At 53.6% G+C, this 22,644-nt stretch carries 27 protein-coding genes; 14 read left to right on the top strand and 13 right to left on the bottom strand.

All coding sequences use genetic code 11. From position 1 onward, the window contains the following. Window positions 1-122: 122 nt before the first annotated feature. Complete coding sequence (locus MCON_RS01085; RefSeq protein ID WP_052297501.1) at window positions 123-800, top strand: Nmad3 family putative nucleotide modification protein; 678 nt, start codon at window positions 123-125, stop codon at window positions 798-800. A 365-nt stretch (window positions 801-1,165) separates the two neighbouring features. Further along, a complete protein-coding gene (locus MCON_RS15905; protein ID WP_157863606.1) occupies window positions 1,166-1,987 on the top strand; it encodes an HhH-GDP family DNA glycosylase in 822 nt (273 codons plus the stop codon). A 227-nt stretch (window positions 1,988-2,214) separates the two neighbouring features. Here MCON_RS15905 and MCON_RS01075 read toward each other — a convergent pair whose 3' ends face one another. The 11 genes from MCON_RS01075 to MCON_RS01025 all read right to left on the bottom strand — a co-directional run bounded on the left by MCON_RS01075 (window position 2,215) and on the right by MCON_RS01025 (window position 9,925). Further along, window positions 2,215-4,386, bottom strand: a complete 2,172-nt coding sequence (locus MCON_RS01075; protein ID WP_013718209.1) for a CDC48 family AAA ATPase — start codon at window positions 4,384-4,386, stop codon at window positions 2,215-2,217. Window positions 4,387-4,844: 458 nt separating this feature from the next. After that, window positions 4,845-5,678: a pyrroline-5-carboxylate reductase family protein gene (locus tag MCON_RS01070; RefSeq protein WP_083804635.1), complete on the bottom strand. Its 834-nt coding sequence runs from the start codon at window positions 5,676-5,678 to the stop codon at window positions 4,845-4,847. Further along, window positions 5,654-6,466 carry an alpha/beta fold hydrolase gene (locus MCON_RS01065; RefSeq protein WP_202795814.1) on the bottom strand — a complete coding sequence of 271 codons (813 nt, stop codon included), beginning with the start codon at window positions 6,464-6,466 and terminating at the stop codon, window positions 5,654-5,656. The genes MCON_RS01070 and MCON_RS01065 overlap by 25 nt, the downstream gene beginning before the upstream one ends. 25 nt (window positions 6,467-6,491) lie before the next feature. After that, complete coding sequence (locus tag MCON_RS01060; protein WP_013718206.1) at window positions 6,492-6,839, bottom strand: hypothetical protein; 348 nt, start codon at window positions 6,837-6,839, stop codon at window positions 6,492-6,494. A gap of 76 nt (window positions 6,840-6,915) precedes the next feature. After that, window positions 6,916-7,308: a divalent-cation tolerance protein CutA gene (cutA, locus tag MCON_RS01055; RefSeq protein ID WP_232844314.1), complete on the bottom strand. Its 393-nt coding sequence runs from the start codon at window positions 7,306-7,308 to the stop codon at window positions 6,916-6,918. Then, window positions 7,280-7,675 carry a molybdenum cofactor biosynthesis protein MoaE gene (locus MCON_RS01050; protein WP_013718204.1) on the bottom strand — a complete coding sequence of 132 codons (396 nt, stop codon included), beginning with the start codon at window positions 7,673-7,675 and terminating at the stop codon, window positions 7,280-7,282. Before MCON_RS01050 ends, cutA begins: the two co-directional genes overlap by 29 nt. Window positions 7,676-7,681: 6 nt before the next feature. Continuing rightward, window positions 7,682-7,960, bottom strand: coding sequence for a MoaD/ThiS family protein (locus MCON_RS01045; RefSeq protein WP_013718203.1), 279 nt, complete (start codon window positions 7,958-7,960; stop codon window positions 7,682-7,684). A 38-nt stretch (window positions 7,961-7,998) separates the two neighbouring features. Further along, window positions 7,999-8,391 (bottom strand): DUF1894 domain-containing protein, encoded by a 393-nt coding sequence (locus MCON_RS01040; RefSeq protein WP_083804633.1) that lies wholly within the window; start codon window positions 8,389-8,391, stop codon window positions 7,999-8,001. Further along, complete coding sequence (locus tag MCON_RS01035; RefSeq protein ID WP_048131630.1) at window positions 8,388-8,837, bottom strand: DUF1890 domain-containing protein; 450 nt, start codon at window positions 8,835-8,837, stop codon at window positions 8,388-8,390. The genes MCON_RS01040 and MCON_RS01035 overlap by 4 nt, the downstream gene beginning before the upstream one ends. Window positions 8,838-8,936: 99 nt before the next feature. Next, window positions 8,937-9,662, bottom strand: coding sequence for a HesA/MoeB/ThiF family protein (locus MCON_RS01030; protein ID WP_013718200.1), 726 nt, complete (start codon window positions 9,660-9,662; stop codon window positions 8,937-8,939). Window positions 9,663-9,730: 68 nt separating this feature from the next. After that, entirely contained in the window at window positions 9,731-9,925 is a 195-nt protein-coding gene (locus tag MCON_RS01025; RefSeq protein WP_232844398.1) for a MoaD/ThiS family protein, read from the bottom strand. A 132-nt stretch (window positions 9,926-10,057) separates the two neighbouring features. On the opposite strand from MCON_RS01025, the gene MCON_RS01020 reads away from it, so the two are divergent. The 9 genes from MCON_RS01020 to MCON_RS00985 all read left to right on the top strand — a co-directional run bounded on the left by MCON_RS01020 (window position 10,058) and on the right by MCON_RS00985 (window position 18,080). Then, window positions 10,058-11,152 (top strand): 4Fe-4S binding protein, encoded by a 1,095-nt coding sequence (locus tag MCON_RS01020; protein WP_269798886.1) that lies wholly within the window; start codon window positions 10,058-10,060, stop codon window positions 11,150-11,152. Further along, entirely contained in the window at window positions 11,152-12,936 is a 1,785-nt protein-coding gene (locus MCON_RS01015; RefSeq protein ID WP_013718197.1) for a formylmethanofuran dehydrogenase subunit A, read from the top strand. Before MCON_RS01020 ends, MCON_RS01015 begins: the two co-directional genes overlap by 1 nt. A 4-nt stretch (window positions 12,937-12,940) precedes the next feature. Then, window positions 12,941-13,750 carry a formylmethanofuran dehydrogenase subunit C gene (locus MCON_RS01010; RefSeq protein ID WP_013718196.1) on the top strand — a complete coding sequence of 270 codons (810 nt, stop codon included), beginning with the start codon at window positions 12,941-12,943 and terminating at the stop codon, window positions 13,748-13,750. Further along, a complete protein-coding gene (locus tag MCON_RS01005) occupies window positions 13,747-14,145 on the top strand; it encodes a molybdopterin dinucleotide binding domain-containing protein (protein WP_013718195.1) in 399 nt (132 codons plus the stop codon). Before MCON_RS01010 ends, MCON_RS01005 begins: the two co-directional genes overlap by 4 nt. A 3-nt stretch (window positions 14,146-14,148) precedes the next feature. Then, the gene (locus MCON_RS01000; protein ID WP_048132741.1) at window positions 14,149-15,456 is read left to right on the top strand and encodes a formylmethanofuran dehydrogenase subunit B; all 1,308 of its coding nucleotides are present in this window, start codon (window positions 14,149-14,151) and stop codon (window positions 15,454-15,456) included. 149 nt (window positions 15,457-15,605) lie between these two features. After that, a complete protein-coding gene (locus MCON_RS16470; RefSeq protein ID WP_013718193.1) occupies window positions 15,606-15,758 on the top strand; it encodes a hypothetical protein in 153 nt (50 codons plus the stop codon). Window positions 15,759-15,826: 68 nt separating this feature from the next. After that, entirely contained in the window at window positions 15,827-16,282 is a 456-nt protein-coding gene (locus MCON_RS00995) for a hypothetical protein (RefSeq protein ID WP_232844313.1), read from the top strand. A 126-nt stretch (window positions 16,283-16,408) separates the two neighbouring features. Next, on the top strand, window positions 16,409-16,690 hold the full coding sequence (locus tag MCON_RS00990) for a DUF2098 domain-containing protein (protein WP_013718191.1): 282 nt from the start codon (window positions 16,409-16,411) through the stop codon (window positions 16,688-16,690). 259 nt (window positions 16,691-16,949) lie between these two features. After that, window positions 16,950-18,080, top strand: coding sequence for a DUF2117 domain-containing protein (locus MCON_RS00985; RefSeq protein WP_013718190.1), 1,131 nt, complete (start codon window positions 16,950-16,952; stop codon window positions 18,078-18,080). Here the strand turns inward: MCON_RS00985 and MCON_RS00980 are convergent. Next, window positions 18,061-19,398: an ADP-dependent glucokinase/phosphofructokinase gene (locus MCON_RS00980; RefSeq protein ID WP_048131622.1), complete on the bottom strand. Its 1,338-nt coding sequence runs from the start codon at window positions 19,396-19,398 to the stop codon at window positions 18,061-18,063. The two genes, MCON_RS00985 and MCON_RS00980, sit on opposite strands and share 20 nt — an antisense overlap. A gap of 112 nt (window positions 19,399-19,510) precedes the next feature. Between MCON_RS00980 and MCON_RS00975 the strand changes: the two genes are divergently transcribed. The 3 genes from MCON_RS00975 to aroA all read left to right on the top strand — a co-directional run bounded on the left by MCON_RS00975 (window position 19,511) and on the right by aroA (window position 21,583). Next, a complete protein-coding gene (locus MCON_RS00975) occupies window positions 19,511-19,729 on the top strand; it encodes an antitoxin VapB family protein (protein ID WP_013718188.1) in 219 nt (72 codons plus the stop codon). Next, window positions 19,726-20,109, top strand: a complete 384-nt coding sequence (locus MCON_RS00970; RefSeq protein WP_013718187.1) for a type II toxin-antitoxin system VapC family toxin — start codon at window positions 19,726-19,728, stop codon at window positions 20,107-20,109. The genes MCON_RS00975 and MCON_RS00970 overlap by 4 nt, the downstream gene beginning before the upstream one ends. A 202-nt stretch (window positions 20,110-20,311) precedes the next feature. Then, complete coding sequence (gene aroA / locus MCON_RS00965; protein WP_013718186.1) at window positions 20,312-21,583, top strand: 3-phosphoshikimate 1-carboxyvinyltransferase; 1,272 nt, start codon at window positions 20,312-20,314, stop codon at window positions 21,581-21,583. A 92-nt stretch (window positions 21,584-21,675) separates the two neighbouring features. Here the strand turns inward: aroA and MCON_RS00960 are convergent, their stop codons facing one another. Beyond that, window positions 21,676-22,635 carry a tyrosine--tRNA ligase gene (locus tag MCON_RS00960; protein ID WP_013718185.1) on the bottom strand — a complete coding sequence of 320 codons (960 nt, stop codon included), beginning with the start codon at window positions 22,633-22,635 and terminating at the stop codon, window positions 21,676-21,678. Window positions 22,636-22,644 lie beyond the last annotated feature (9 nt).

Raw genomic sequence — 22,644 nt, 5'->3', positions numbered from 1 at the left:
AAGTATATTTCGGTACGAGGATAATTTAATATAGTGGCTTATTTTGGAAAATCAGTTTCAGAAATGGCTCATTAACAGAAGGATAAATTCTAGTGGGGAGTAAGTGCCACGCTGTTCAGGTAATGAGAGATCTCATGCCTAGCATAAAGTCGAGCAACGAACGAATAGATCTTAGTAATGATTTTGGGTGTCATTTGGATCCCGATATCTTTAAAAATGCTATCCATCGAGAGCCAAATTGGAGACCTTTGTTTGGCCAGGTGGATGCAGCACAAGGTCACCTGCAAAAGCAAGATGTTAGAAGAGACGATCTGTTTCTATTCTTTGGAAGCTTCAGGAAAACCAGAAACGATGATGGTAAGCTGGCATACGATCCCCATGAAAAAGAGATGCATGTTATTTTCGGATATCTCCAGATAGGAGACATAATTAAGGTAGACCAGAAATTCGATGTGCCTGAGTGGATGAGTTATCATCCCCATGCTAATAATGCGAGAAAGAGTAACGAAACAAACACCATTTATGTAGCCAGGGATCATCTAAGTTGGAGTGAGTCGCTTCCTGGAGCGGGAAGGTTCATTTTCAGCGATAGACTTGTTTTAACTAAGAGAGGATACTCAAAATCCAAGTGGGCCCTGCCCGACTGTTTTAAAGAAGCAAAAATCAGCTATCATAAAAAACCTTGGAAAGATGGATACTTCAAATCGGCGGGAAGGGGACAGGAATTTGTCATCATGGATAATAATGGTGTAGAAGAGTGGGCCAGGAATAAGATTGAAGAATCTCAAATTGATCGTTGAGCAGAAGGAGTGGGAAGAGTGCCAGGTAATCATATCATCGGAAACGTCGGTCTGTATTACACCTGCTATCAATTATCACGAAGAGGTTGGAATGTAATGCCTACCGCGCGCAATGCGCGTGGGATCGATATCGTAGCATACAATAGCGATGGATCGTGTTTTAAAGGGATTCAAGTCAAGTCTCTGAGAAAACGCAATTCTGTGCCAATGGGAGGTAGTCTGGACAATATTGGAGGAGACTTCTGGGTCATAGTAAATGATGTGCTTGAAAAACCAAATTCATTTGTGATGCTGCCCTCGGAAGTGAAGGAAAACGTTCATCGAGGAGGAAGAGATGGGCGAGTATCTTATTGGCTGGAGCCAAGATGTTCGAGGCCGTTTCAGTCCTCTTTAGAGCTTCCTATCAAGAGCCATTGTGGGGGAAGTATTGCAGCCATCTGGGGAATACCATTGATGCAGTATGTATATTTTTTAGAGGATATGCTTTTGAGCATCAGGGCAGAAGCCCTTCCTATCCGCCCGCTGCTGTAAAAGCAATAAAGAAGTCTGAAGATAACCATGATTCTCCCCAAGATATATGGAAAAATTTTGGTAATTCTCTCCGCAATAAAGGATTAAATAAAGATATAAATCCTTTGTATCACGATGATAACTCATGCAATACTAATGAAATGTGTATTTGGTGTGCGTTAGGTTCTGAAAACATAGTCTCTGCATCGAAGGAAGATTTGAATAAAGATCAGATCAAAGCGGCTCATGATCGATTGAAAAGAATACGTGGAGTAGGAAATAAGATTGCATCGCTCTTTCTGCGTGATGTCGCTGTGAATTATAATTTGACGCCTATCAAGGATAGATGGCTTTTGCAGCCAGTAGATATCTGGATTCGCAGAATAGTTCAGTCATTGAATAATTCGAGCGAAATGGATAATAGAGCAATTGCAGAATGGATTGTTGATCGTTGTAAGGAGTGCAATATTAATCCAGAACGATGCAATCAAGGCATGTGGTACTTTGCGGCCAGAATTGCAGGATCGGATTTCGAATTGGAGCAATCCTTGCAGGATATGAATTATGCCAGAAACCTTCTGAAAAATCATATTTCAGTTCTAAAGACATCATCATCAGCTGCTATTGAACTTGAGTCACAACTAAATAATTGGCTTTTCGCTGAATTGTGTGGGTGATTTCTGGCAGAAATTATTGCCTTTGCGCCTCTGCTTCGCTGTGGTTAGGTCAGAGCATAGCGGTTCACTACAGAGGCGCAGTACACTGCCCCCTGTTTGTGGCCACTCTTGGAAATGTAATGTAATGATCCGATGATCGGATATTGAAGCAAAACAAGAAATAAATTAAAAAAAATGCGAGGCCGGACCTCTCTCCAGCCTCATTCTCGCTCTCTCTTTCCCGCTATTCAAGCCGCTTTGCCGGATGCGAATCTCTTGTACAGGTCCAGCTCTATAGCCGTAGGCGTGACCTTCTTTAAGGCCTCTTCGAAATGCTTCTTGGAAACCTTATACTCGCAGATCTCCTCGTCCGCCTTGCACTGGCCGCTCAGGACATACTCACGGATGGCGAGCATAACCGCCTCATTGACCACCGCACCAAGATCTGCGCCTGAGAACTTGTCTGTCCTCTTGGCAATATCATCCAGGTCGATGTCATCCGCCAGGGGCTTTTTCGAGGTGTGGATCTTCAAGATCTCCCTTCTGGCCTCCTCATCCGGTAAGCTGATCTCGATCAGCCGGTCGAACCTTCCGGGACGGAGCAGAGCGGCATCGATGATATCCGGCCGGTTGGTGGCCGCGATCACCATCACGTCGTTCAGGGACTCCAGGCCATCCAGTTCAGTCAGGATCTGAGAGATCACCCTCTCGGTGACATGAGAGTCACTGCTCATCCCTCCACGGGAGGGAGCGATGGAGTCGATCTCATCCAGGAAGACCACCGAGGGTGCAGCCTGCCTGGCCTTGCGGAACGTCTCTCTCACTGCCTTCTCCGACTCGCCCACCCACTTGCTCAGGAACTCCGGGCCTTTGATGCTGATGAAGTTGGCCTGGCTCTCCGTGGCTACCGCTTTGGCGAGCATGGTCTTGCCCGTTCCAGGCGGGCCGTAGAGCAGGATTCCTCTGGGCGGCTTGGCGTCCATGTGCTCGAAGAGCCTGGCATAGGTAAGGGGCCACTCCACAGACTCTATCAGCTGCTGCTTGACCTCAGCCAGTCCGCCGATCTCATCCCAATGCACATTGGGGGACTCGACCATCACCTCACGCATGGCCGAAGGCTCCATCTCCCGCAGGGCTGCCAGGAAGTCCTCGTTGTTGACCTCGATCTTATTGAGCGTCTCCACCGGTATGGACTCGACCTCCAGGTCGATCTCCGGCAGCACCCGGCGGATGGCGCGCATAGCCGCCTCCCTGGCCAGAGCAGCGAGATCCGCTCCCACGAATCCGTGGGTTACATCAGCGAACTTCTCCTGGTTCACGTCCTTGGCCAGGGGCATTCCTCTGGTGTGGATCTGCAGTACCTCCAGGCGCGACTGCCTGTTGGGAACCCCGATCTCAATCTCCCGGTCGAACCTTCCCGGCCTGCGCAGGGCTGGATCGATGGAGTCCGGCCGGTTGGTAGCAGCGATGACCACCACTTTTCCGCGCGTCTCCATGCCGTCCATCAGAGCCAGAAGCTGAGCTACCACCCGGCGCTCCACCTCGCCCGTTACCTCTTCTCTCTTGGGGGCGATGGAGTCGATCTCATCGATGAGGATGATCGAAGGTGCCTGCTCTTCTGCCGTCTTGAACAGCTGGCGGAGCTTCTCCTCCGACTCGCCATAGTACTTGGACATGATCTCCGGGCCGCTCAGGGTCTCGAAGTGGGCATTGGTCTCTGAGGCCAGTGCTTTTGCCAGCAGAGTCTTGCCCGTGCCAGGCGGACCATAGAGCAGAACGCCTTTGGGAGCCTCAACCCCCAGCCGCTCGAAGAGCTCAGGGTGCTTCATGGGAAGCTCAATCATCTCCCTGACCTTCTTGATCTCTGCAGAGAGGCCGCCGATGTCCTCATAGGTGACCCGCGGTCCGACCTTCTCCTCCTTGGCCGGCTTATCGGTGATATCGATCCTCGTCCGCTCGCCAATCACCGTTCCTTCCTTGGGGGGAGCGACCCGGGTGGCCATGAGCTCTATCTTTCTGCCCATCACAGAGATCTCAATTATGTCCCCACGGGTGATGACCCGCCCTTCCATATACCTCTTAAGATACTCCTCCCCGCCGGTGATCCGAAGGGGAACGGTGGGAGCGAAAAGCACAACCTCTGCGGGAGTGGCCTGAGCGATCTTCAGGGGTACTTTGTCGTCGATGCTAACTCCAGCATTTCGGCGGGTGTTTCCATCCAGGCGCACGACGCCATGGCCAGTGTCCTCAGGGTATCCAGGCCAGACCAAAGCCGCAGTCTTCTTCTTTCCCTGAATGCTGACTACATCGCCTGCCTGCCAGCCCATATCGTTCAATACCTGCGGGTCAACCCGGGCGATGCCCCTTCCCACATCAGTGGGACGGGCTTCAATTACCTTAAGCGTGATATCTCCTGCCATCAGAATCCTCCATTTCTTTTTTTGTATTCTCTTGCTTTGTCGTCACCTGAATGATTTTTATCTTTGCTGCTATTCTGATCATGTGGGGCGCTCATTCCTCTGTAAAAGGTTGATCTCCCCAGAGGGCGATTCGCCATCAATTCATCCTTTGAGGCCTGCATTCCCTGGGCCACATCAATTCTCGAATCATCATTCTTGATACCTGATATTACTAACTTCTAGTTAGTGTATAAATTGCTATTTAAACTTTTCGGCTTTGTGGACCTGGGCATCCAGTGCCCAACTGAGTGAATGGCAAATATTGGCCACTTTATCAATAAAATCGATATCATTAAAGCCAAAATAAACCGCCGTCTCACGCGAGTGAGACATTCCGCCGCGAGGAAGAAATGAGGGATAGTGAGATGGTTGGATGCAATGACCCATAGCAATGCGATCAGCGCAATCAAGCGCATCAGCTATTCTTCCACATTGCCTATCCTATCCTTTACCAGCCGATGCTTGGCAGAGGTCGCCGAAAAGAGCTGGCGGAACATCTCCGGCGATAGGGCCTCGATCACTTTTGCGCCCTCCTCAGTTATCCCTCCCCTGGTCGCCACCATCGCAATCAGATCATCAAAGCTCTCATCCTCCAAGAGAGCCGCAGTCCCAATCAGTGTCTTTTTGATCAACTGCTCAGCCAGATCTTTATCCACCCCTGCACCCCGCATAGAGGCTTCCAGGGCGAACTCCCTGAGGATGGCAGATATATACGCGGGCCCGCTGCTGGTGAGATCGGATAGCACCTCCAGCTGCTCCTCTGCCACCTCCACCGGCCAGCCAATGGACCCGAAGAGCCGAAAGACTAGAGATCTATCATCCTCTGAGGCACCGCTTCCCAGGACGAGAAGGGTGACTCCCAGTCCTTTACCGCTGGCGACGCTGGGAATGGCCCGGGCCGCCCTGGCCCGGCATAGGCTCTCCAGCTGCCGGAGGGAAAAGTCCACTGCCACCGATACGATCAGCTTTTCCGGGGTGAGCAGCTCACTAGTCTCAGCTATTACCCCTTTGAGGTCCACAGGCCGCACGCACAGGAATAGAACATCCGACCTTTCCGCCACCTTCAGGTTATCTGCAGCTCGCACTCCCAGCTTTCTTGCCAGTTTTTGGGCCTTCTCTTGGCTGCGATTGCTCACCCAGAGCTCCTCTCTATTGATCGCTCCCCTGCGAATAAATTCTTCTGCCAGCATGCTTCCCATGTGGCCGGTGCCAATGATGCCGTATGCGGTCATCTTCCGCCATCCTCCGGCCATTTTCCCCCGCCTTCCACTGAGTGGAGGAACTGATCGAGAATCCAGTTAAACTCGTCAGGCTGGTCCATCTGCAGCCAGTGTCCGGTGCCTGATATTTTTATGAAAGGAAGATCAGAAACAAGATTATGAAGGCTGTAGGGGGCATCATTCAGGTGGCTTATAACAGAGAGCTTTGGCCCTGAATAACGCTGGAGCATGGAGACCGGATCGAATAAGAGGCTATCCCTGAAGGCACCTGCAACCACGTCTTTCGGGGTGGCATACAGATCGTTCATAACCCTCTCTGCAACCACCTGGCTGGACCCAACCAGCAACGTCTGCCAGTAATCCCTGATAGTGCGCAGATAATCATCGGACTGCAGCGCAGCTAGAAACGGCTCTATTATCTCGTTGGGCAACATTCTTCCATCACCGGATGGATCGACAAGCAATAAGCCTCTGACTCTATGGGGATTCTCACCTGCATAGGCAATTGAAGCCGAGCCACCAAGGCTGTGCCCTACCAGGACGAACCGCTCCAGATCCAGGGACCGTGCCACAATACCGATATCCTTGGCCAGAGTCTCCACCCAGTAGTCGCCATCGGATGACGGATCGGACAGGCCATGCCCCCGCATGTCAAAGGCCACCGCCCTTCGCTCCTTCCGGAGGTGATCGAGCTGCATGGACCATTGGGATGCATTTCCAGCAAGGGAATGGACAAATACCACCGGCAATCCACCCCTTCCACCGTCATCGATGTTGATCCTGGCGTCCATAGCCTCTGGATAAAGAGCCATCCTAGTCATCCCTAAATGTCATGCTATGCCGGGTTTATGCGCCGCATCCTTCCCCGGTTTCATAGACCTCGCGAATCCTGTCTGCCACATCGCTCGATAGCCTCTGCCCGGCAATGGTGGAGAAGACCTCGGCATAATCAGGCTCCAGACAGCTCAGTCCTTCCATCCCCTGGAGAATCATGTCCGTGAGGTATTGCATATCATCGACTGATAGTTTTTTCAGCCTCTGCTCGAAGTCTGCCAGCCCGCGGGAGAGATGGTTCGCCAATGGAGGGAGAATGTTCATGTACTCGATCTGGTAGCCATGCCGCTCCATCTCCACGATCTCTGGTGCCAGCTTTCTCAGAATCTCTATATCGCGCTCATTCAGATCTCGGGCCATAGAGAGCCTTATGCACTGCAAAAATATATCATTATCCTCTCAAGAATATCATTATCTTATCACTAGTATCATTATGCTAGCTGGAGCCGTCTACAGATTGCGATATCCAGTCAAGATATGGCTGATAGCCGTCGATTATCGGGAGGACGATGATCTCGGGAAGCTCATAGCTGTGCAGCTCTCTGATCCTCGATATCATCTCTTTAATCCTGGTCTGCTCCGTCTTTATGATCAATAGAGCCTCGCGATCCAGGTTGAGCTTGCCCTCCCATAAATAGCAAGAATTGACACTTGAGATGTTAACGCAAGCTGCCAGATGCTCTTTTATCAGCGATTTTGCTATCATCTCGCCATTATCGGGAGAAGCGGTGCAGAGCACCACTCTGTGGCCATTACCCAGTGTTTTGTCTTGATTCCCTTTATTGCCCATAATCTGATCGTTAGCCCTGTCCCACCCATCGCTCGACATTCTCTCCGATCTCCTTCTTCCAGATAGAGGCTCTCTTTTTCAGCTCATCGATGATGTATCTGCACCCATCGAAAGCCTCAGCTCTATGAGCTGCAGTGCAGACTATGGCTACGATGCTCTCCCCTACCGCCAGCCTGCCGGTGCGGTGGGCGATCTGCACCGATGTGAGGCCGAATCGTTCAATGGCCTCAAGGCGTATCTGCTCAAGCTCGGCTTCAGCCGCCTCAGTGAACGCCTCTACCTCCATCATCTGGATGCCGTCGTCCCTGACCGTTCCCAGGAATGCGACCGTGGCACCGGAATCCTCCCTCTTCGCCCTCTGGATCATCTCCTCTATAGAGATCTCCTCTGCAGTGATCTTGAACAATTCTATTCAACCTCCTGCGACCGGCGGTAATATGGCCAGCTCATCGCCATCGTTCAGAGGAATGGAAAGATCATTCAATGGATCAATCCTCTTCCTATTGATCATTAAAAGGATATAGTCATTGGGCCCCCCAGAGCCAGAAAAGGCCTGCTCCCTGAAGGCAGGAGAGGATGCTCCAATGCTCCTCAGCAGGGAAAGAACAGTCGAGCCCTCCGGGATATTCATATCCATCTCCTTTCCCAGGATCTCTCGAAATTGGGCGAATGCCCTGACCTTTACCAGCATTTGCTGTCGATCCTCTTCCCGATGACTTTGTTCACCGTTCATTTATTTTTATAGACATCACCATAGCTGATGATAGATGTTTTTGTATCTGCCTCTGTCCTGTCCTTTTCTGAACCTTGCTTCTGACCTTCTTTCAGCGTCTTCTTGATCTTCTTCTCCTCTTTCTCCCTCAGCCGGGCGATCTCCTCAGAAGAATCTACACCCATAACGAATGTGCCGTGGCAGGGTTTGACATAGGTGAAGAGAACCTCATCCCCCCTTATCCCCAATGCCACCGGCGGCACGCCAATTATGAAATAGTCCTTGAAGATCCTGTATCCTGGCTCGACGTAGTAGACCTCCTCAGAGTTCTTCTCTATAAACTCCCGCGCCTCTTTAAATGAGGTCCTCTCCAGGTACAGCTTGTACTTCATCTGCTCAATGCAGCTCAAATGATCACCTTGTCTATCTTGCTCTTCAGAGGCCCAGGATTATGGGTCGCCTTGGCCACGATCTTCTCCGTCGGATAATCTATGCTCTCACCAAGCGCCTCTGCATTCTTGCCGAAGACGACCGCATAATGCACGGCTTTGGATATGGCGCTGAAAGTGGCCCCATATGCCATGCCGGCATCGCTGTGCATGAAAGCAAAGCAGGCGTCGAAGTCCATCTTCTTCTCCACGATCTCCTGTATGATCCAGTCCAGGTCCGCCGTCTTCTGCACATAATAGCCCTCAGGATCTGCTGTCTTGAGCAGCTTGATTGGGGCATTTGTTCCCGCCACAGTGACATCCCAGCCCTCTTTCTTTAGCTTATGGGCGAGATAGATCACAATGCTGATCTGCACCGGCACCTCCGGGCAGCCCATCACCAACAGCGCCTTCTTGCCTTCGGTCATACGCTCATCCCTTGATCTTGATAATCCTGATTCGATTCAGATATCCTCAGTCGAGCTTAATAGATTATTCCATGCGGCGGGACTGCTGCTCTCAATCCCCTAGATGGATCCGCATTCCATGCAGCTCATGCTCTTCTCACAGGAAACCTCCTCCAGGGTGGAAGAGAGACCGTCCCAGAGGAGAAGGCGGTTTTTCAGAAGCTCGCCTCTGCCAAGGGCGAACTTTATGGCTTCATTAACCTGAATGGAGCCGATGACCCCGCAGGTCGAGCCCAGGGCAGGAGACTCCTGTGCCGGCGGAGCGCGGGGAAAGATGCAGCGCAGACAGGCAGTCCTCCCTGGCAATATTGTCGTTGCCTGCCCCTGAAATCCGCTGATGGCGCCGTGAAAGAGGGGAATCCTTCTCTCTAAAGCGGCATGGTTCAGCAGATACCTGGCCGGAAAGTTGTCCATTGCGTCCATGATCATGTCACAGCCCTGCACCAGTGCATTGATGTTCTCCGCGGAGATTTTCTCCTGCAGGGCTTCGATCTCTCCCTCCGGGTTGATATCGCTCAGAGTCTCCAGAGCTGACTGGGCCTTGCTCCGGCCCAGGTCCAGGCTGCCATGAAGGATCTGTCGGTTGAGGTTGCTCAGGTCAACTGAATCACAGTCCGCTATGCGAATCCTGCCAAAGCCCGAGGCCGCCATGTATAATGAGATGACAGAGCCCAGACCACCTGCTCCTGCTATGAAGACTCTCTTTTTCTTCAGCCTCTCCTGGCCCTCCTCAGCAAAGAGGCGGATCTGACGGGAGTACCTCTCCCTTTCGGCATCGCTCAGCATCTGATCACCCGGATTGGAATTGCACTGATCTATTAAGGATTTTGCAGAGGATTTAATGGGGATTTGATCTATCCGCCATGCACTATTCTAAATATCTTCAACTCATCTGAGCCGCCAGCAGTCTCCTCTTCCGCCACTATTCTGCCGTTCAAAGTCACTATTACTTCCTCAGAGTTTATCTTCAGCTCCTTTAATATTTCCTCAATGAGACGGTCTTTCGCTGCCAATTCCACTCTGCTCCCATCCGGCATATAGATCTGCATTTCCACTCCACTTCCACCCTCGGGGCGCATGGCTCAATTCCCCTCATCGGGCGGCATCTATTCCTGCTTTGTATTCTGCTTGAGCCCTTCTGGTGCAAATGGCTTCTGGTAGAATAGATATGATGTCCCGAGATTTTTACGAAAACATTCTTAACCCATTCCTGCCTAAATCGATGCCCAGAAGGCAGGGTTAAGATGAGAGAGGTATTGCTGGAATCCCGAGAAGACAGAGCGCAGTTTTATCTGCCGGACAGGTGCATCGGCTGCGGAACCTGCGTTCAGGTCTGCCCCAAAGGGGAGCTGATCATTGGATCGGTTGGAGCTGTGGTCCGCGGCCTGATCGACAAGGACTTCATTGAGAAGAGAATGAGCGGGGCCTGTGCCTTCTGTGCGCTATGCTCCCGGGTCTGTCCCACTGGCGCCCTGGAGTTCAGAAAGAATGGCATTGCAGAGATGGATAATTCCTATCTCAGCGTCGCGATCAAGTCCACCGTCGTCGACAGCGAGAAGTGCGTTCACTGCGGCCTGTGCTGCGATGTCTGCCCCCAGGCCTGCATTGAGCTAGAGGACAGGCATCTGGCAGAGGACGGCAGCCTCAAGGTCGGCGGCCGGACGATAATTGACCTGGAGCGCTGTGTGCATTGCGGCTGGTGCGCCTCGGTCTGCCCGACGGGGGCTATATCCTTTGAAAAACCCTTCGCCGGGACCTTCAGCCGTGACGATAACGTCTGCCAGGCCTGCAAGACATGCGTTCACACCTGTCCTGCCAATGCCCTGTTCAACCGGGAATGGAAGGCGGGGGAGAGGGGAGAGAAGGTCAGCCACCGGCCTGATGCCTGCATATACTGCGGAGCATGTGCCCAGGCCTGTCCGGTGCGAGCGATTGTGGTTTCCAAGACCGCTATCATCCCGGAGATGAAGGGCAAAGGAGCCTTTGAGAAGAAGCTCGCCCTTCCTCTTCCCAGGCCCACTCTCACCTCTTGCCTGGAGACGGATGAGATTGCGTGTTTGGGCTGCGGAAACTGCGTCATCGCCTGCCCGGTCAATGCCCTTTCCGATCCATATCTTGCCGCCGGCCATCTGAACGAGCTGGAAATAAAACCCCTCCTGGAGGTCAGAGATGGCACAGTCAAGGTGGTCGATCAGGAAGTCTGCGGCTCATGCGCCACCTGCAGCATGATCTGCCCGGCAGATGCGATCCGGTTGGTTCCCAGAGAGGTGGTCTGATGGCAGCAAATTCTACCAAGACGATGATCATCAAGAATGGATATCTCTTCGATCCTCTGAATGCAATTGATGGAGAGGTAAAAGACATTTTCATAAGAGAGGGCAAGGTGGTCTCCTCCCTCTCCGGCCCGGAGGCTAAAGATGCCACAGTAATCGATGCCCGGGGAAAGACAGTTATGCCTGGAGGGGTTGACGCCCATTCCCATGTGGCAGGAACCAAGGTCAACGCCGGCCGGCTCATGCGCCCCGAGGATCACTACAAATCCGTCCGCAAGAAGACGGATATCACCCACTCGGGCAGCGGCTACACCGTCCCATCCGTATACAAGCAAGGGTACGACTATGCTGCTATGGGCTATACCACCGTCTTCGAGGCGGCCATGCCACCACTGGAGGCCCGCCATACCCATGAGGAGATGAGGGCCACCCCCATCCTGGATATGGGCGCCTACATGGTCTTTGGCAACAACTGGTTTGTCATGCGCTACCTGAAGGATGGCGACATCGAGAAGGCAGCGGCCTATGTGGCCTGGATGATGAGAACTCACAAGGCCTACGGCATAAAATGCGTCAATCCCGCGGGGGTTGAGAACTGGGGCTGGGCCAAGAACGTGAAAGGCTTGGATGAGCCCAACATCCATTTCGAGGTCACCTCCAGGGAGATCATCCGGGGCCTGGCTGAGGTCAACGAATTGCTGGGCCTTCCCATGTCACTTCACCTGCATGCCAACAACCTGGGCCATCCTGGCAACTGGGAGACAGCCCGAGATTCGCTGATGATCACCTCCTCTCTGGAACCGAACAGCAAGACGGAATTGGAATGGGCCCAGACACGTGAGAGCGCCAAAAGAAAACAGACCGTCTACCTGGCTCATGCTCAGTTCAACAGCTATGGAGGATCTTCATGGAGGGACTTCTGCTCCGGCGCTCCCGATCTGGCCAAATACATCAACCAGACGGAGAACGTGGTCATAGACAGCGGCTCAGTCCCCTTTGGCCCGGCTACCACCATGACCGGCGACGGCCCGGCCCAGCATGACCTCTACATGTTGACCGGCCAGAAGTGGTCCAACTGCGACATAGAGATGGAATGCGGCTCCGGAGTCCTCTCCTTGATGTACCTCAAGAGCAGCCCGGTCCATGCCACCATGTGGGCCATAGGCCTGGAGGTGCTCCTGCTGATCGATGATCCCTGGAAGACGATCATGACCACCGACCATCCCAACGGAGGCCTGTTCAGCCAGTATCCTCAGGTGATCGCCTGGCTCATGTCCAGGAAAGCTAGGGACGATACCGCCAAGGAGTGCCACAAATGGGCTTATGATAAGTCCAGCCTGGGCGGGGTGGACCGGGAGATGAGCCTTTATGATATTGCCATCCTCACCAGAGCCAACTCTGCCCGAACCATAGGCATGGCCCACCGCAAAGGCCACCTGGGAGTGGGCGCAGACGGCGATGTGACCATCTATGATATCGATCCTGGGGATCTGAATGTCAACGATCCATCGTATATCGTCTCCCGGTTCAGTCGGCCTGATCTCACCATTAAGGATGGCCAGATCGTCGCCCGGAAGGGAGAGATCGTCTATGTGCCCGAGGGCCGGAGATATTACTGCCAGCCCCATATGGACGAAGATGTGGAAAAAGAGATGATGAGGGATGTTCGGGACTGGTTCAAATACTATACAGTTGGCTTTGCCAACTATCCCGTCCCCGATAAGTACCTGAAAAACCCGGTCCCAATACCGGTCAACATGCCCATGGAGGCAGTGGTGAGGAGGTAGGAAGATGGCAGAAATAAAGCTCGTTCCCAGGGGCAAGATTGGCATTACTGTAGAGGCTGAGGTCATCCGTCCCGACCTTTTTGCCGGAAAGACAAAAGAGCAGATAGAGGAGCTTTTGGTCTGGCAAGGACCTAAAGAGCTGCCCTTGAGCCAGTTCTTTGAGGTGGATATTCAGGGGAATGGCTCTCCAGAGGAGACGAAGATCATAATCGATGGGGATGTATCCCGGGTAAAGCGCATCGGCCAGGGGATGAACTCCGGCATGATCGAGATTTTGGGACCGGCGGGAATGTACACCGGAGCAGAGATGACAGGGGGCAAGATCCTGGTCCGAGGCGATGCCGGCTCCTGGTCAGGCATGGAATTGAAAGGAGGCCTGCTGCAGATATCCGGGAACGCGGGAGATCATGTGGGCTCTGCTTACCGAGGCAGCTGGCGGGGGATGACCGGCGGCCAGATCATAATCCAGGGAGATGCGAGGAGCCAGCTGGGCGGCGGCCTGGCGGGAGGATCGATAACTGTGGAGGGCAACGTTGAGAACTTCTGCGCCATCCGCCAGGCAGGAGGCCTGCTAATCATCAAGGGCAATGCGGTTCGAGGTCTGGGAGCGGAGATGAGCGGTGGCACGGTGGTGATTTTAGGGGAGGTGAAGAACTTCTCCCCAGGCTTTGTCCATCAGGGAATCGAGATCAATCCCAAGATCGGCGAGATCGAGCTGGAGGGGAGGTTTGCTCGTTTCATGGGCGACTATGCCGTCGGCAAGAATCCCAAGGGGATGCTTTACTCCAGAATGGCCCAGGAGGTGGGAGAATGACGGGAGTGTTTCTGCTGAACACCGGCAGCACAATCGAGGAGGGCAGACTGGCCAAAGGGGGAAGCAAGCTCACCGATGACTATACCCGGGAATGCGCCGTCTGCGAGATGAACCTGGCGGACTTCCTGGCCATGGGTTCACCTGATAGAGTTAAAGTAACCAGCAGGGACGGCCACTCGGTTGTAGTTTATGCTTATGGAGCGGAGAAGCTCTCTTCTGGCCAGGTCTTCATGCCCAGAGCCATCTGGTCCAATGTGGTGGTGGACCCGGAGACCTTCTCTTCCGGCTCACCCCTTTACAAGGGCTCGCCGGTGAAAGTTGAGCCCTCAAATGATATGGTCCTCTCGGCGGAGGAGCTAACAGCAAAGCTATACAAGCTGCAAAAGCGGGGTTAGATGATGGTAACAAAAAATATTGTCTGTCCAGTCTGCGGGGCCTCCTGTGATGATATTCAGGTGGAGCTGGAGGGTCAGGGTCTTACGGTCAGGAATGCCTGCAAGATGGGCAATGCCAAGTTCCAGGAGGTCGTAAGCCCTCACAGAATTAAGGAGCCGCTTGTAAGAGTGGATGGAGATCTGAGACGGGCGAGCTGGGATGAGGCCATTGAGATGACAGCGAGGATCCTGGCAAACTCGGAGCGTCCCCTGCTTTTCATGGGCAGCGAGACCTCTACTGAGGCAATGGAGGTGGGAATCCATATGGCAGAGTTCCTGGGGGGCATAGCCGACTCGAACTCCACCGTCTGTCACGGGCCCACCACCATGGGCATTCAGGAGGCTGGACGGGTGGGGGCTACCGCCGGACAGAGCAAGTCGAGGGCGGACCTGACGGTCTACTGGGGCTCCAATCCCCTGGAGTCCATGCCCAGGCACATGTCCCGTTATGCCGTCTATCCCCGGGGCTACTGGACCCAAAGGGGGAGGTTTGACCGGACGGTCATCTGCGTCGACCCCAGGAGAAGCATCACCGCTGAGAATGCGGACCTGCACATTCAGCTCAATCCCAATACCGACTATGAGCTGCTCAGTGCCCTTCTCACCCTCCTGCACGGCAAAAGGCCGCACCAAACGGTTGAAGAGGTGACGGGCGTCTCCATCTCCGAGATGGAAAGGATGCTGGAGATGATGAAGAGCTGCAACTACGGGGCCATTTATGTGGGCCTGGGCATCGCTTCCTCATACGGAAAGCACCGCAATGCAGAGCTGGCCTTCAACCTGGTAAAGGAGCTGAACAGCCACACCAAGTTCGTGATCGGGGCGCTCAGAGGGCACTGCAATGTGGCCGGATTCAACCAGATAGCATCATATCTTTACGGTTTCCCCTTCGGTCTGGATTTCGCTCGCGGCTATCCCCGCTACAATCCGGGAGAGTACACAGCAGTGGATGTCCTCAGGGATCGGGATGTAGATGCCGCTTTCATCCTATCGGCGGATCTGGTCTCCCACTTTCCCGCTGCGTGCTCGGAGTATCTGGCCCAAATTCCCGTGGCCTGCATAGATATCGCTCCCTGTCCGACCACCATGATCTCTGATGTGGTCCTGCCGGGAGTGATCGATGCCATGGAGTGCGACGGCACCTTCTACCGTCTGGACGATGTGCCCATCTACTTCCAGCCGTTCACCAGCTCGCCCTTCTCCTTTACAGAGAGCAATGTCGATACCATGAACCAGATATTCAAGCGGGTGAAAAGGATAAAGGGAAAGTAAAGGGGGTCGAGAGATCGGAATGGACTGAGGTTGGGGAAAAAATGATCGTATCCCCTTTTCCTCATTCCTATGAGCGAATTTTTGCATTGTAATGCCAATTGTTTTAAATAATCTGATAGCCTAATGAAAAAGGAGGAGGTGAAGGCGGCATGTGTACTGTCGGTGGCGGACCGGACATAGGCGAGGTTGAGACTCTGGTTGCCAAGGATTATGAGTGCCTGGACTGCAATAACAAGTTCCAGGGCATGGGAAGAAGGCCCATGTGCCCTTCCTGCAAGTCAAGGAATGTAAAGGCAGTCTGAACTGGAATCCGAATCCATACAAGTCCATTGGAAGTCTATTGGTTCATTCATAGGTCATGCATATACTCTTGAATGAGGAAGAGATCGCCTATATCGAGGGCGAGAATGGCACCATAGCTATGGCTAAGACCAAAGGGCACTTTTTCTATCTGGAGACGGAGCAAAAGGAGATCGTTCTATTCACTGAGCCAGAGGAATTGATGGTAGCCTCTTCCTTTGGCCGGGGAGAGAAGATCAGGCGGGGTCTGCATTGCACCCTCTTTCAGCTCAGGGAGTTGGAAGCGCCCTTGATCGTCCTCCCCAAGGGCCATCCTGCCTCCCCCCGGCTGAAGACGGTGGTATCCATAGGCCCCTCCACCCGTCTGAGCTGCATGATTCTGCCGGGAACCCATCCCGAGCAGAATGTGCTCTGCGGATCGGAGGAGTTTCACGGCCTGGAGATCATCGCCGAATCAGGAGGAGCAGAGGTCAGGGGCTGGCCGGCGGGCGGGCAGATAGCATCGGTGACGGTGGAAAGGTTCTAGACCGATGAAATGCATGGATTTTCTGCCGGCAGCAAGAATGCTGGCTGCTGAAAGACTATAGCTGAACTGGCATTGGATGCTGGATTACTTGAATGGGGATATAGGGAAAGCAGAGGCGAATTGGTGATGGCAGAGATAAGAGAGGACAGTCTGGTCAGGTACATGGGCACCGGCACCATTGGAAAGGTAAAGGTGCTGAAGACAGAGGATGATGGAACCGTCTGGGCCTATCTGGATAGCACTGGGCTCTACTACAAGCTTGATACACTGGAGCTTATTGAGAAGCCACCGGAGAGAAAGGAGCTTGAGGGCATGACGCTCGAGCAGATCCAGGAGAGGTTCAAGCAGACGCAAGAGATGATGGATGCTGCCAAGATGCAGGATGAAAACCTGGAGACTGGCGGATAAGTCAGCCTTTTGGGATAGATGAGTCACCGGCGGAAGGGTGGGCGAAAAGCCCGGCAAGGATTGACCCCATCCGCCCGGAATAGGCTTGGGTTTTGGCTGTGCGTAATAATGTGGCATGTCAAGAATAGTTGAGGCTATTGGGAAGCTAGAGGCAATTCTAGACGGCAATGTATGCTTTTCTCGAAGAGAAGGGCTCCAGGAAGTTCTCAATCTACTTAAGGAAGAACAAGCATCCTCTAAGGGCTTCCATATTGAGAAAATGATCCCCCCATCCAGCAAGAGAATCGGGGTGGTAGTACACGGTCCGGAGATAATAGACTCAGGCGGAGCTGTGCAGCTGATAAATCACCTGAAGCAGATGGGAAGGGTGAACGCCGTTCTGGGAGGGACCATGGGCAGGGTGGCGGTCATTGATGCGGATCTGGAGGGGGTCATAACCATCAACACCAGAAGGCGGCCGAGCATTTCCATCCGGGATATGGCAGCGGATTCGGATATTGTCATCATTCTCAACCAGGCCAAGAGCCGGGAGACCGGCCTGGCCTTCGGGACAATGGTGGCAAGGCTTGCCGGAATCGATAAACCCCTGATCCAGATCGATTGCGGCGGGAGGTTTGTGGCCGATCTCACCCTCAGCCATTTCGCTTCAGATTCTGAAGACATCAATGAAGAGGGTCTGGCAGTCGCCGCCAGGCTGGCAGCAGATCTGGGGCTGGATCTGCTGCGGCCCAGGCCCAGGGATTGCACCCTGATCCAAGGGGATACTGTACGGCGCATTATGACCGGGGTGATTCCCGGAGAGCTGATATCCGTTAACGGTACGGTCATCGGCCGGGCAATCGGAGCAGAGGTGGAGATCAAGGCCAAAGGGGGAAAGATAATTGACCTGAAAGGAGCCGAGCCGAAAATGCACGGCCTGGAAAAGCTGCATCGGGTAGATCTGGAAAAGGCTATCATCCGCAGCGGCTCCATCAGGCGGAGCACTGTCAGGCCAAGGATAGGAGAGAATCGGGGAGAGGGTGCAGCATTCATCGACCATTGTGCAGAAGATGCCTTCGAGGCGGCAGGAGGAGCAGCCGTGGCCCTGACGGTGGGAGACGACACCACGGCCATTGCCGGCGATATTCTCGCCCGCCTGGGAATTGCTGTGGTCGGGATCGTGGACGGGGACATCGATCGCCTCGCCGGGAGCCTGACCATCTTGCCGGGCAGCATCATCATCAGGGTTCGGCCGGGCTACGATGATATCGTGGGAGGGCGGGCAAGAGAAGAGATCTTCCGGGGTGAGGATAGGATCTCTATCAGCGCCCCTGATCTGGCGGATAGGGTGAAAGAATTGGCGGGCGAGCTTCTTTTAGAGAGAAAAGAGATCAGATCCGATCTCGCTTGATCGCCTGCAGCTCCTGGTAGAAGGTGGCGGCAGTAGCGGTATCACCCAGGCCCACGGTGATGCGCGGCTCTCTAGCCAGAAGGGAAGGCATCAAGGATACCACCAGCCCATCTCTTTTGTGAAAAGCTCCCCGTCCCACTCCTGCAGCCTCTGCCCCCAGTCGACAGAATTCCCTTTGGGCCTCCAGACCCCTGGGATTGACCTCATTTGGCGGCATTCCCTTTGCCGAGCCGGTAGCAGCCAGAGCGGCCGCAGCATCTGCGCCTTTTTGCAGAGAGAGAAGCTCTTCTTTTGCAGTGATCTTTCCCTCTTCCATAATGCTCAGAATGTAGTCTCTGGTATGGACTGAGACCCTGAAGATGCCCAGATGTTCTCTCAGTCCCGCCGCTTTTTGCATCCTCTCCTGCCACTGGCTCATTTTTGGCCTGGCGGTCGATAAAACAGTCGATAAAACAGTCGATGAACCAATCGCGGAATATTCTGCTGTCGCCGTCTCCAGCTCATCCTCGTTCAGGCCCAGGCTGTCTGCCTTTTCGAGGAGCCGGAGAAAGTGCCTGGCGATCCCCGGGCTTTGAAATGAGCCCATCTCCACATGGATGTAGATATTGGGGTTCGCCTCTTTCCAGCTCCTGATCTGCTCGATCCTGGGGGGGAAGATCTCTCGGTACCGGTCCAGGGGAGCGAGGTGAAAGCCGGATAGTATGGCACCTTCGATTTCCTGGATATGATCCTGACAGTAGGCGTCGAAGTCCTGGTTCGATACCATTCTGGTGTTCACCGGATCGTAGGTGGCTATGAAGCGATTGTCTTTGGCTGCAGATATCGGCCCTTGAGGTGAGGGGATGCGATCGCTTTCTTTGAACTGGAAGACGAAATGCAGCACCTCTGAGCTTAGATCCGGCCTTTCCGCCGCCAGGGATGGCTCGATAAGGCGTCCAGAGACTGGAATTCCCACACCGGGATGAAGTAGCGCTCCCAGCCTGGGTTCGAGGGCTGGTGCATTCAGAATCGGCCTGGCCCCCAGTTCGGCCAGTAGGTTGGCCATGATTCCGGCGTTACCCCCCAGGCGGAAGCTCCAGGGAAAGGAGGCCTCAATCTCTTCTGCCAGCTGCAGGCTCTCGACCAGGATCTCCGCACCCGATCCCTGCTGGATGCAGTATAGGAGTGAGGATATGAGATCCTCCCGGCTCCTGATCGATCCCTTCATCTCGCTTTTTATCCCTGAAGGATCGGCTGATTGGATGAAACGGGATATCCTCTCTTCACCGAGGTCGTATAACGCATCGAGATTTACCGGGTAGGCGCAGATGATTTTCATACCGGGAATCACCATTGAGATTTGCCTTTATAATTATCCTTTGAGGCACAATTCTGCTGCTTTTAGTTCCACATCCCAAACCGTATATATCTGTGCATACATACACAGATGCATGGCATCCAAGACCATTTCCATTAGAGACGATGTATATAAACTGCTTAAAGATGCAAAGAGAGAAGAAGAGAGCTTTAGCGATGCAATAGAAAGGTTGCTCAAGAAGGATAAAGTCAATCTATCTGAATACTTTGGAGCTCTTAAGGAAGATCCGATTTTAGACCGGCTGGAAGCAGATTCTAAGAGGATAAGAGAGATGGCGAGGTCGAGAGTTTGATCGTCCTGGATACCAGCGCTCTTATTGACCTGTTTCGAGGTGGCGAGGAGGTTAAAGGTGTGATAGGTGGTGATGTCACAACTACTATAATAAATTATTATGAAATATTTGTTGGCATAAGACGTTATAGATCAAAAACTGAGGAGAAATTCTTTCGAAGATTCTTTTCCGATATTAGAATATTGGATTTTAATTTAACCGCTGCGGAAAGGTCGAGCGAGATCATGGCCAGGCTCATGGATCTGGGGATTTCCATCAATGCCTTCGATATACTCATCTCCGGCATTGCAGTGGCAAGCGGTGGTGAGACCTTGATGACGAAGGATAGAGATTTCCTGTCCATTGCCAAAGTGACTGAGCTGAACATTAAGGTTTACTGAAGAACGATTATCACCCGTCCTCGAGCACGATCCAGTACAGGCCGCAAGGCTTATATTCGACTTATGTCGTATCTACGTTGAATGCCGTAATAGCGGCAGAGAAGGTAGAGGAGTGGGGGCTTCTCTCTCTTCCTTTTCAAGCCATCGTGTCAGGCTATATCATGGCACTCATTTCTTATACATCCTCATTCATCTCCCGTTCATGATCGCCTCAGTCGAGTGCTCTGCTGTATCCGGCGAGGTCTATGCCCCTCCCTCGAAGAGCTACACCCACCGCGCTATTCTGATCACCTCTCTTGGCCCGGGAGGGAGAGTCCTGCGGCCGTTGCTCTCTGCCGATACCCTGGCCACGATATCTGCCAGCGAGGCCTTCGGGGCCAAGATAGGGAAAGAAGAGAAAAAGGACGACCTCTTTATAGATGGGGTGGGAGATCTGCCCCAGACCCCAGAGAATGTGATAGACGTGCTGAACTCAGGCACCACGCTGCGCTTCTGCTCGGCGGTGGCAGCGCTCACCGATGGGGCAGTGCTGACAGGTGACTCCTCCATTCGCACCCGGCCCAATGGACCGTTGCTTGACTCCCTCAGAGAGCTGGGAGCGGATGCCTTCTCCATTAAGAATAACGGCAAAGCCCCCCTGGTCATCAGAGGGAAGATGTTGGGCGGCACAGCGCACCTGCAAGGTGGGCTGAGCAGCCAGTTTCTCTCTGCTCTCTTCATTGCCTCTCCCCTGGCGGAAAGGGAGACGAGGATTCGGATTGTGGGAGAGCTGAAGTCCCGCCCCTATGCAGAGATCACACTGGATATGCTCCATGATGCAGGGATAACGATAGAGGAAGGGGAGCAGGAGTTCATTGTACCTGGAGGCCAGAGCTTCGACCTGGAAAGGTATACCATCCCTGGCGACTTCTCCTCTGCCTCTTACCCCCTGGCCGCCGCTGCGGTCACCGGATCGGAGGTGATGGTGAAAGGGATCCTGCCCTCCAGACAGGGGGATTCGGCCATCATCGATATCCTGACCCTCATGGGGGCCCAGGTTTCCTGGAACAGGGAATCAGGGGATCTGAGGATCAAAGGAGGAGAGCTGGAGGGAATAGAGATCGATGCTGGCAGAACGCCGGATCTGGTTCCTACCATCGCCGTCCTGGGTGCAGTGGCAAAGGGCACGACGACGGTTGTGAATGCGGAGCACGTCCGCCACAAGGAGACGGACAGGCTTCATGCCATGGCCGTCGAGCTGACGAAGATGGGGGCGAAGGTCAAAGAGCGGCCGGACGGCCTGGAGATCACGGGCGGAAAGCTGCACGGGGCGAGCGTTCACGGCTATCACGACCACAGGATCGTCATGGCGCTGACAGTGGCGGGCCTTGTGGCCGGTGAGACGAGGATCGATACCGCTGAGGCAGTGGATGTGAGCTATCCGGGATTCTTCAGGGAGATGGAGAGGCTGGGGGCAAGGGTGAGGGTGGAGTGAGAATATTGAAAGCTTTCAAAGAATCTCGGCCACGAATCTCTCTGTGATTCCATCTACCTCAAAGCATCCCGACCAAAAGCCTCGAATTTTTTTCACACCTTCATCTTCTCCCGCACTGGTGCCAGGATCTCGATCATGCACTCTGCGCAAGACTTTTTCAGGTCCATGGGATGCATGGCCCCGCTGACAAAATCCGCCTCCAGCTGCTCATAGCTGGCATAATGCACATCACCGCCGAACTTCTCCGGCCTGCTGATGGTCATCCCCACTTCCATCCGGGGGAAGACGTGATACTTGCATATTGCCAGCACCGGATTGTTCTCTACCACTTTTGCCGGGCAGAAGGCGCTCTTGATCTTTTTCTCCACATCTTGAGCCGGCTCGTCCACCGCGATATTATTCCCCTTAGAGGAGGACATCTTCTCCCCGTTCAGTCCTGGAATCAGGGGCGTATGCAGACATACGGGCGCGGGCAGTCCCAGGCGGGGCAGCTCCTCGCGGGCCAGCATGTGGATCTTCCGCTGGTCTATGCCTCCCACCGCCAGATCGATCTTCAGGTCGGCGATGTCGACCGCCTGCATCAGGGGATATATCATCTGAGAAACCATGGGGTTCTCTGCATTCCGGCTGACCTCGTCCATGCTGCGCCTGGCCCGGTTGAGAGAGGTATTTCTGGCCATCTGCAGGATCTTGAGCATGAAATCCGGCTGGAGCTGATAATCTGTGCCATAGACGAACTCCGTCCTCTCCGGGTCGAGGCCCAAAGCCATAAAGCAGTCCCGGTTGTAGTCGGCGATCTGGCGCACCTCCTCAAGAGTTCCCTTCTCATTGAGAAAGGCATGCAGATCGGCTAAAAGAACGACCACATCGAAGCCCGCCCTCTGCAGGTCGAGAAGCTTGTTGGCGGTCAGCATGTGGCCCAAATGGACCTTGCCGCTGGTCTCATAGCCCACATAAGCCCGCGGGCGGCTGGGCTTCTCCAGCAGTCCTTTCAATTCATCTACGGTCACGATCTCTTCTGTATTCCTCATCACCAGCTCGAGCTTGTCCAAATCAAATTC

The organism is Methanothrix soehngenii GP6, assembly GCF_000204415.1.
Lineage (GTDB): Archaea > Halobacteriota > Methanosarcinia > Methanotrichales > Methanotrichaceae > Methanothrix > Methanothrix soehngenii.
Note: the sequence above shows the minus strand (reverse complement) of the source record. Positions and strands in the feature narration are given on the sequence as shown.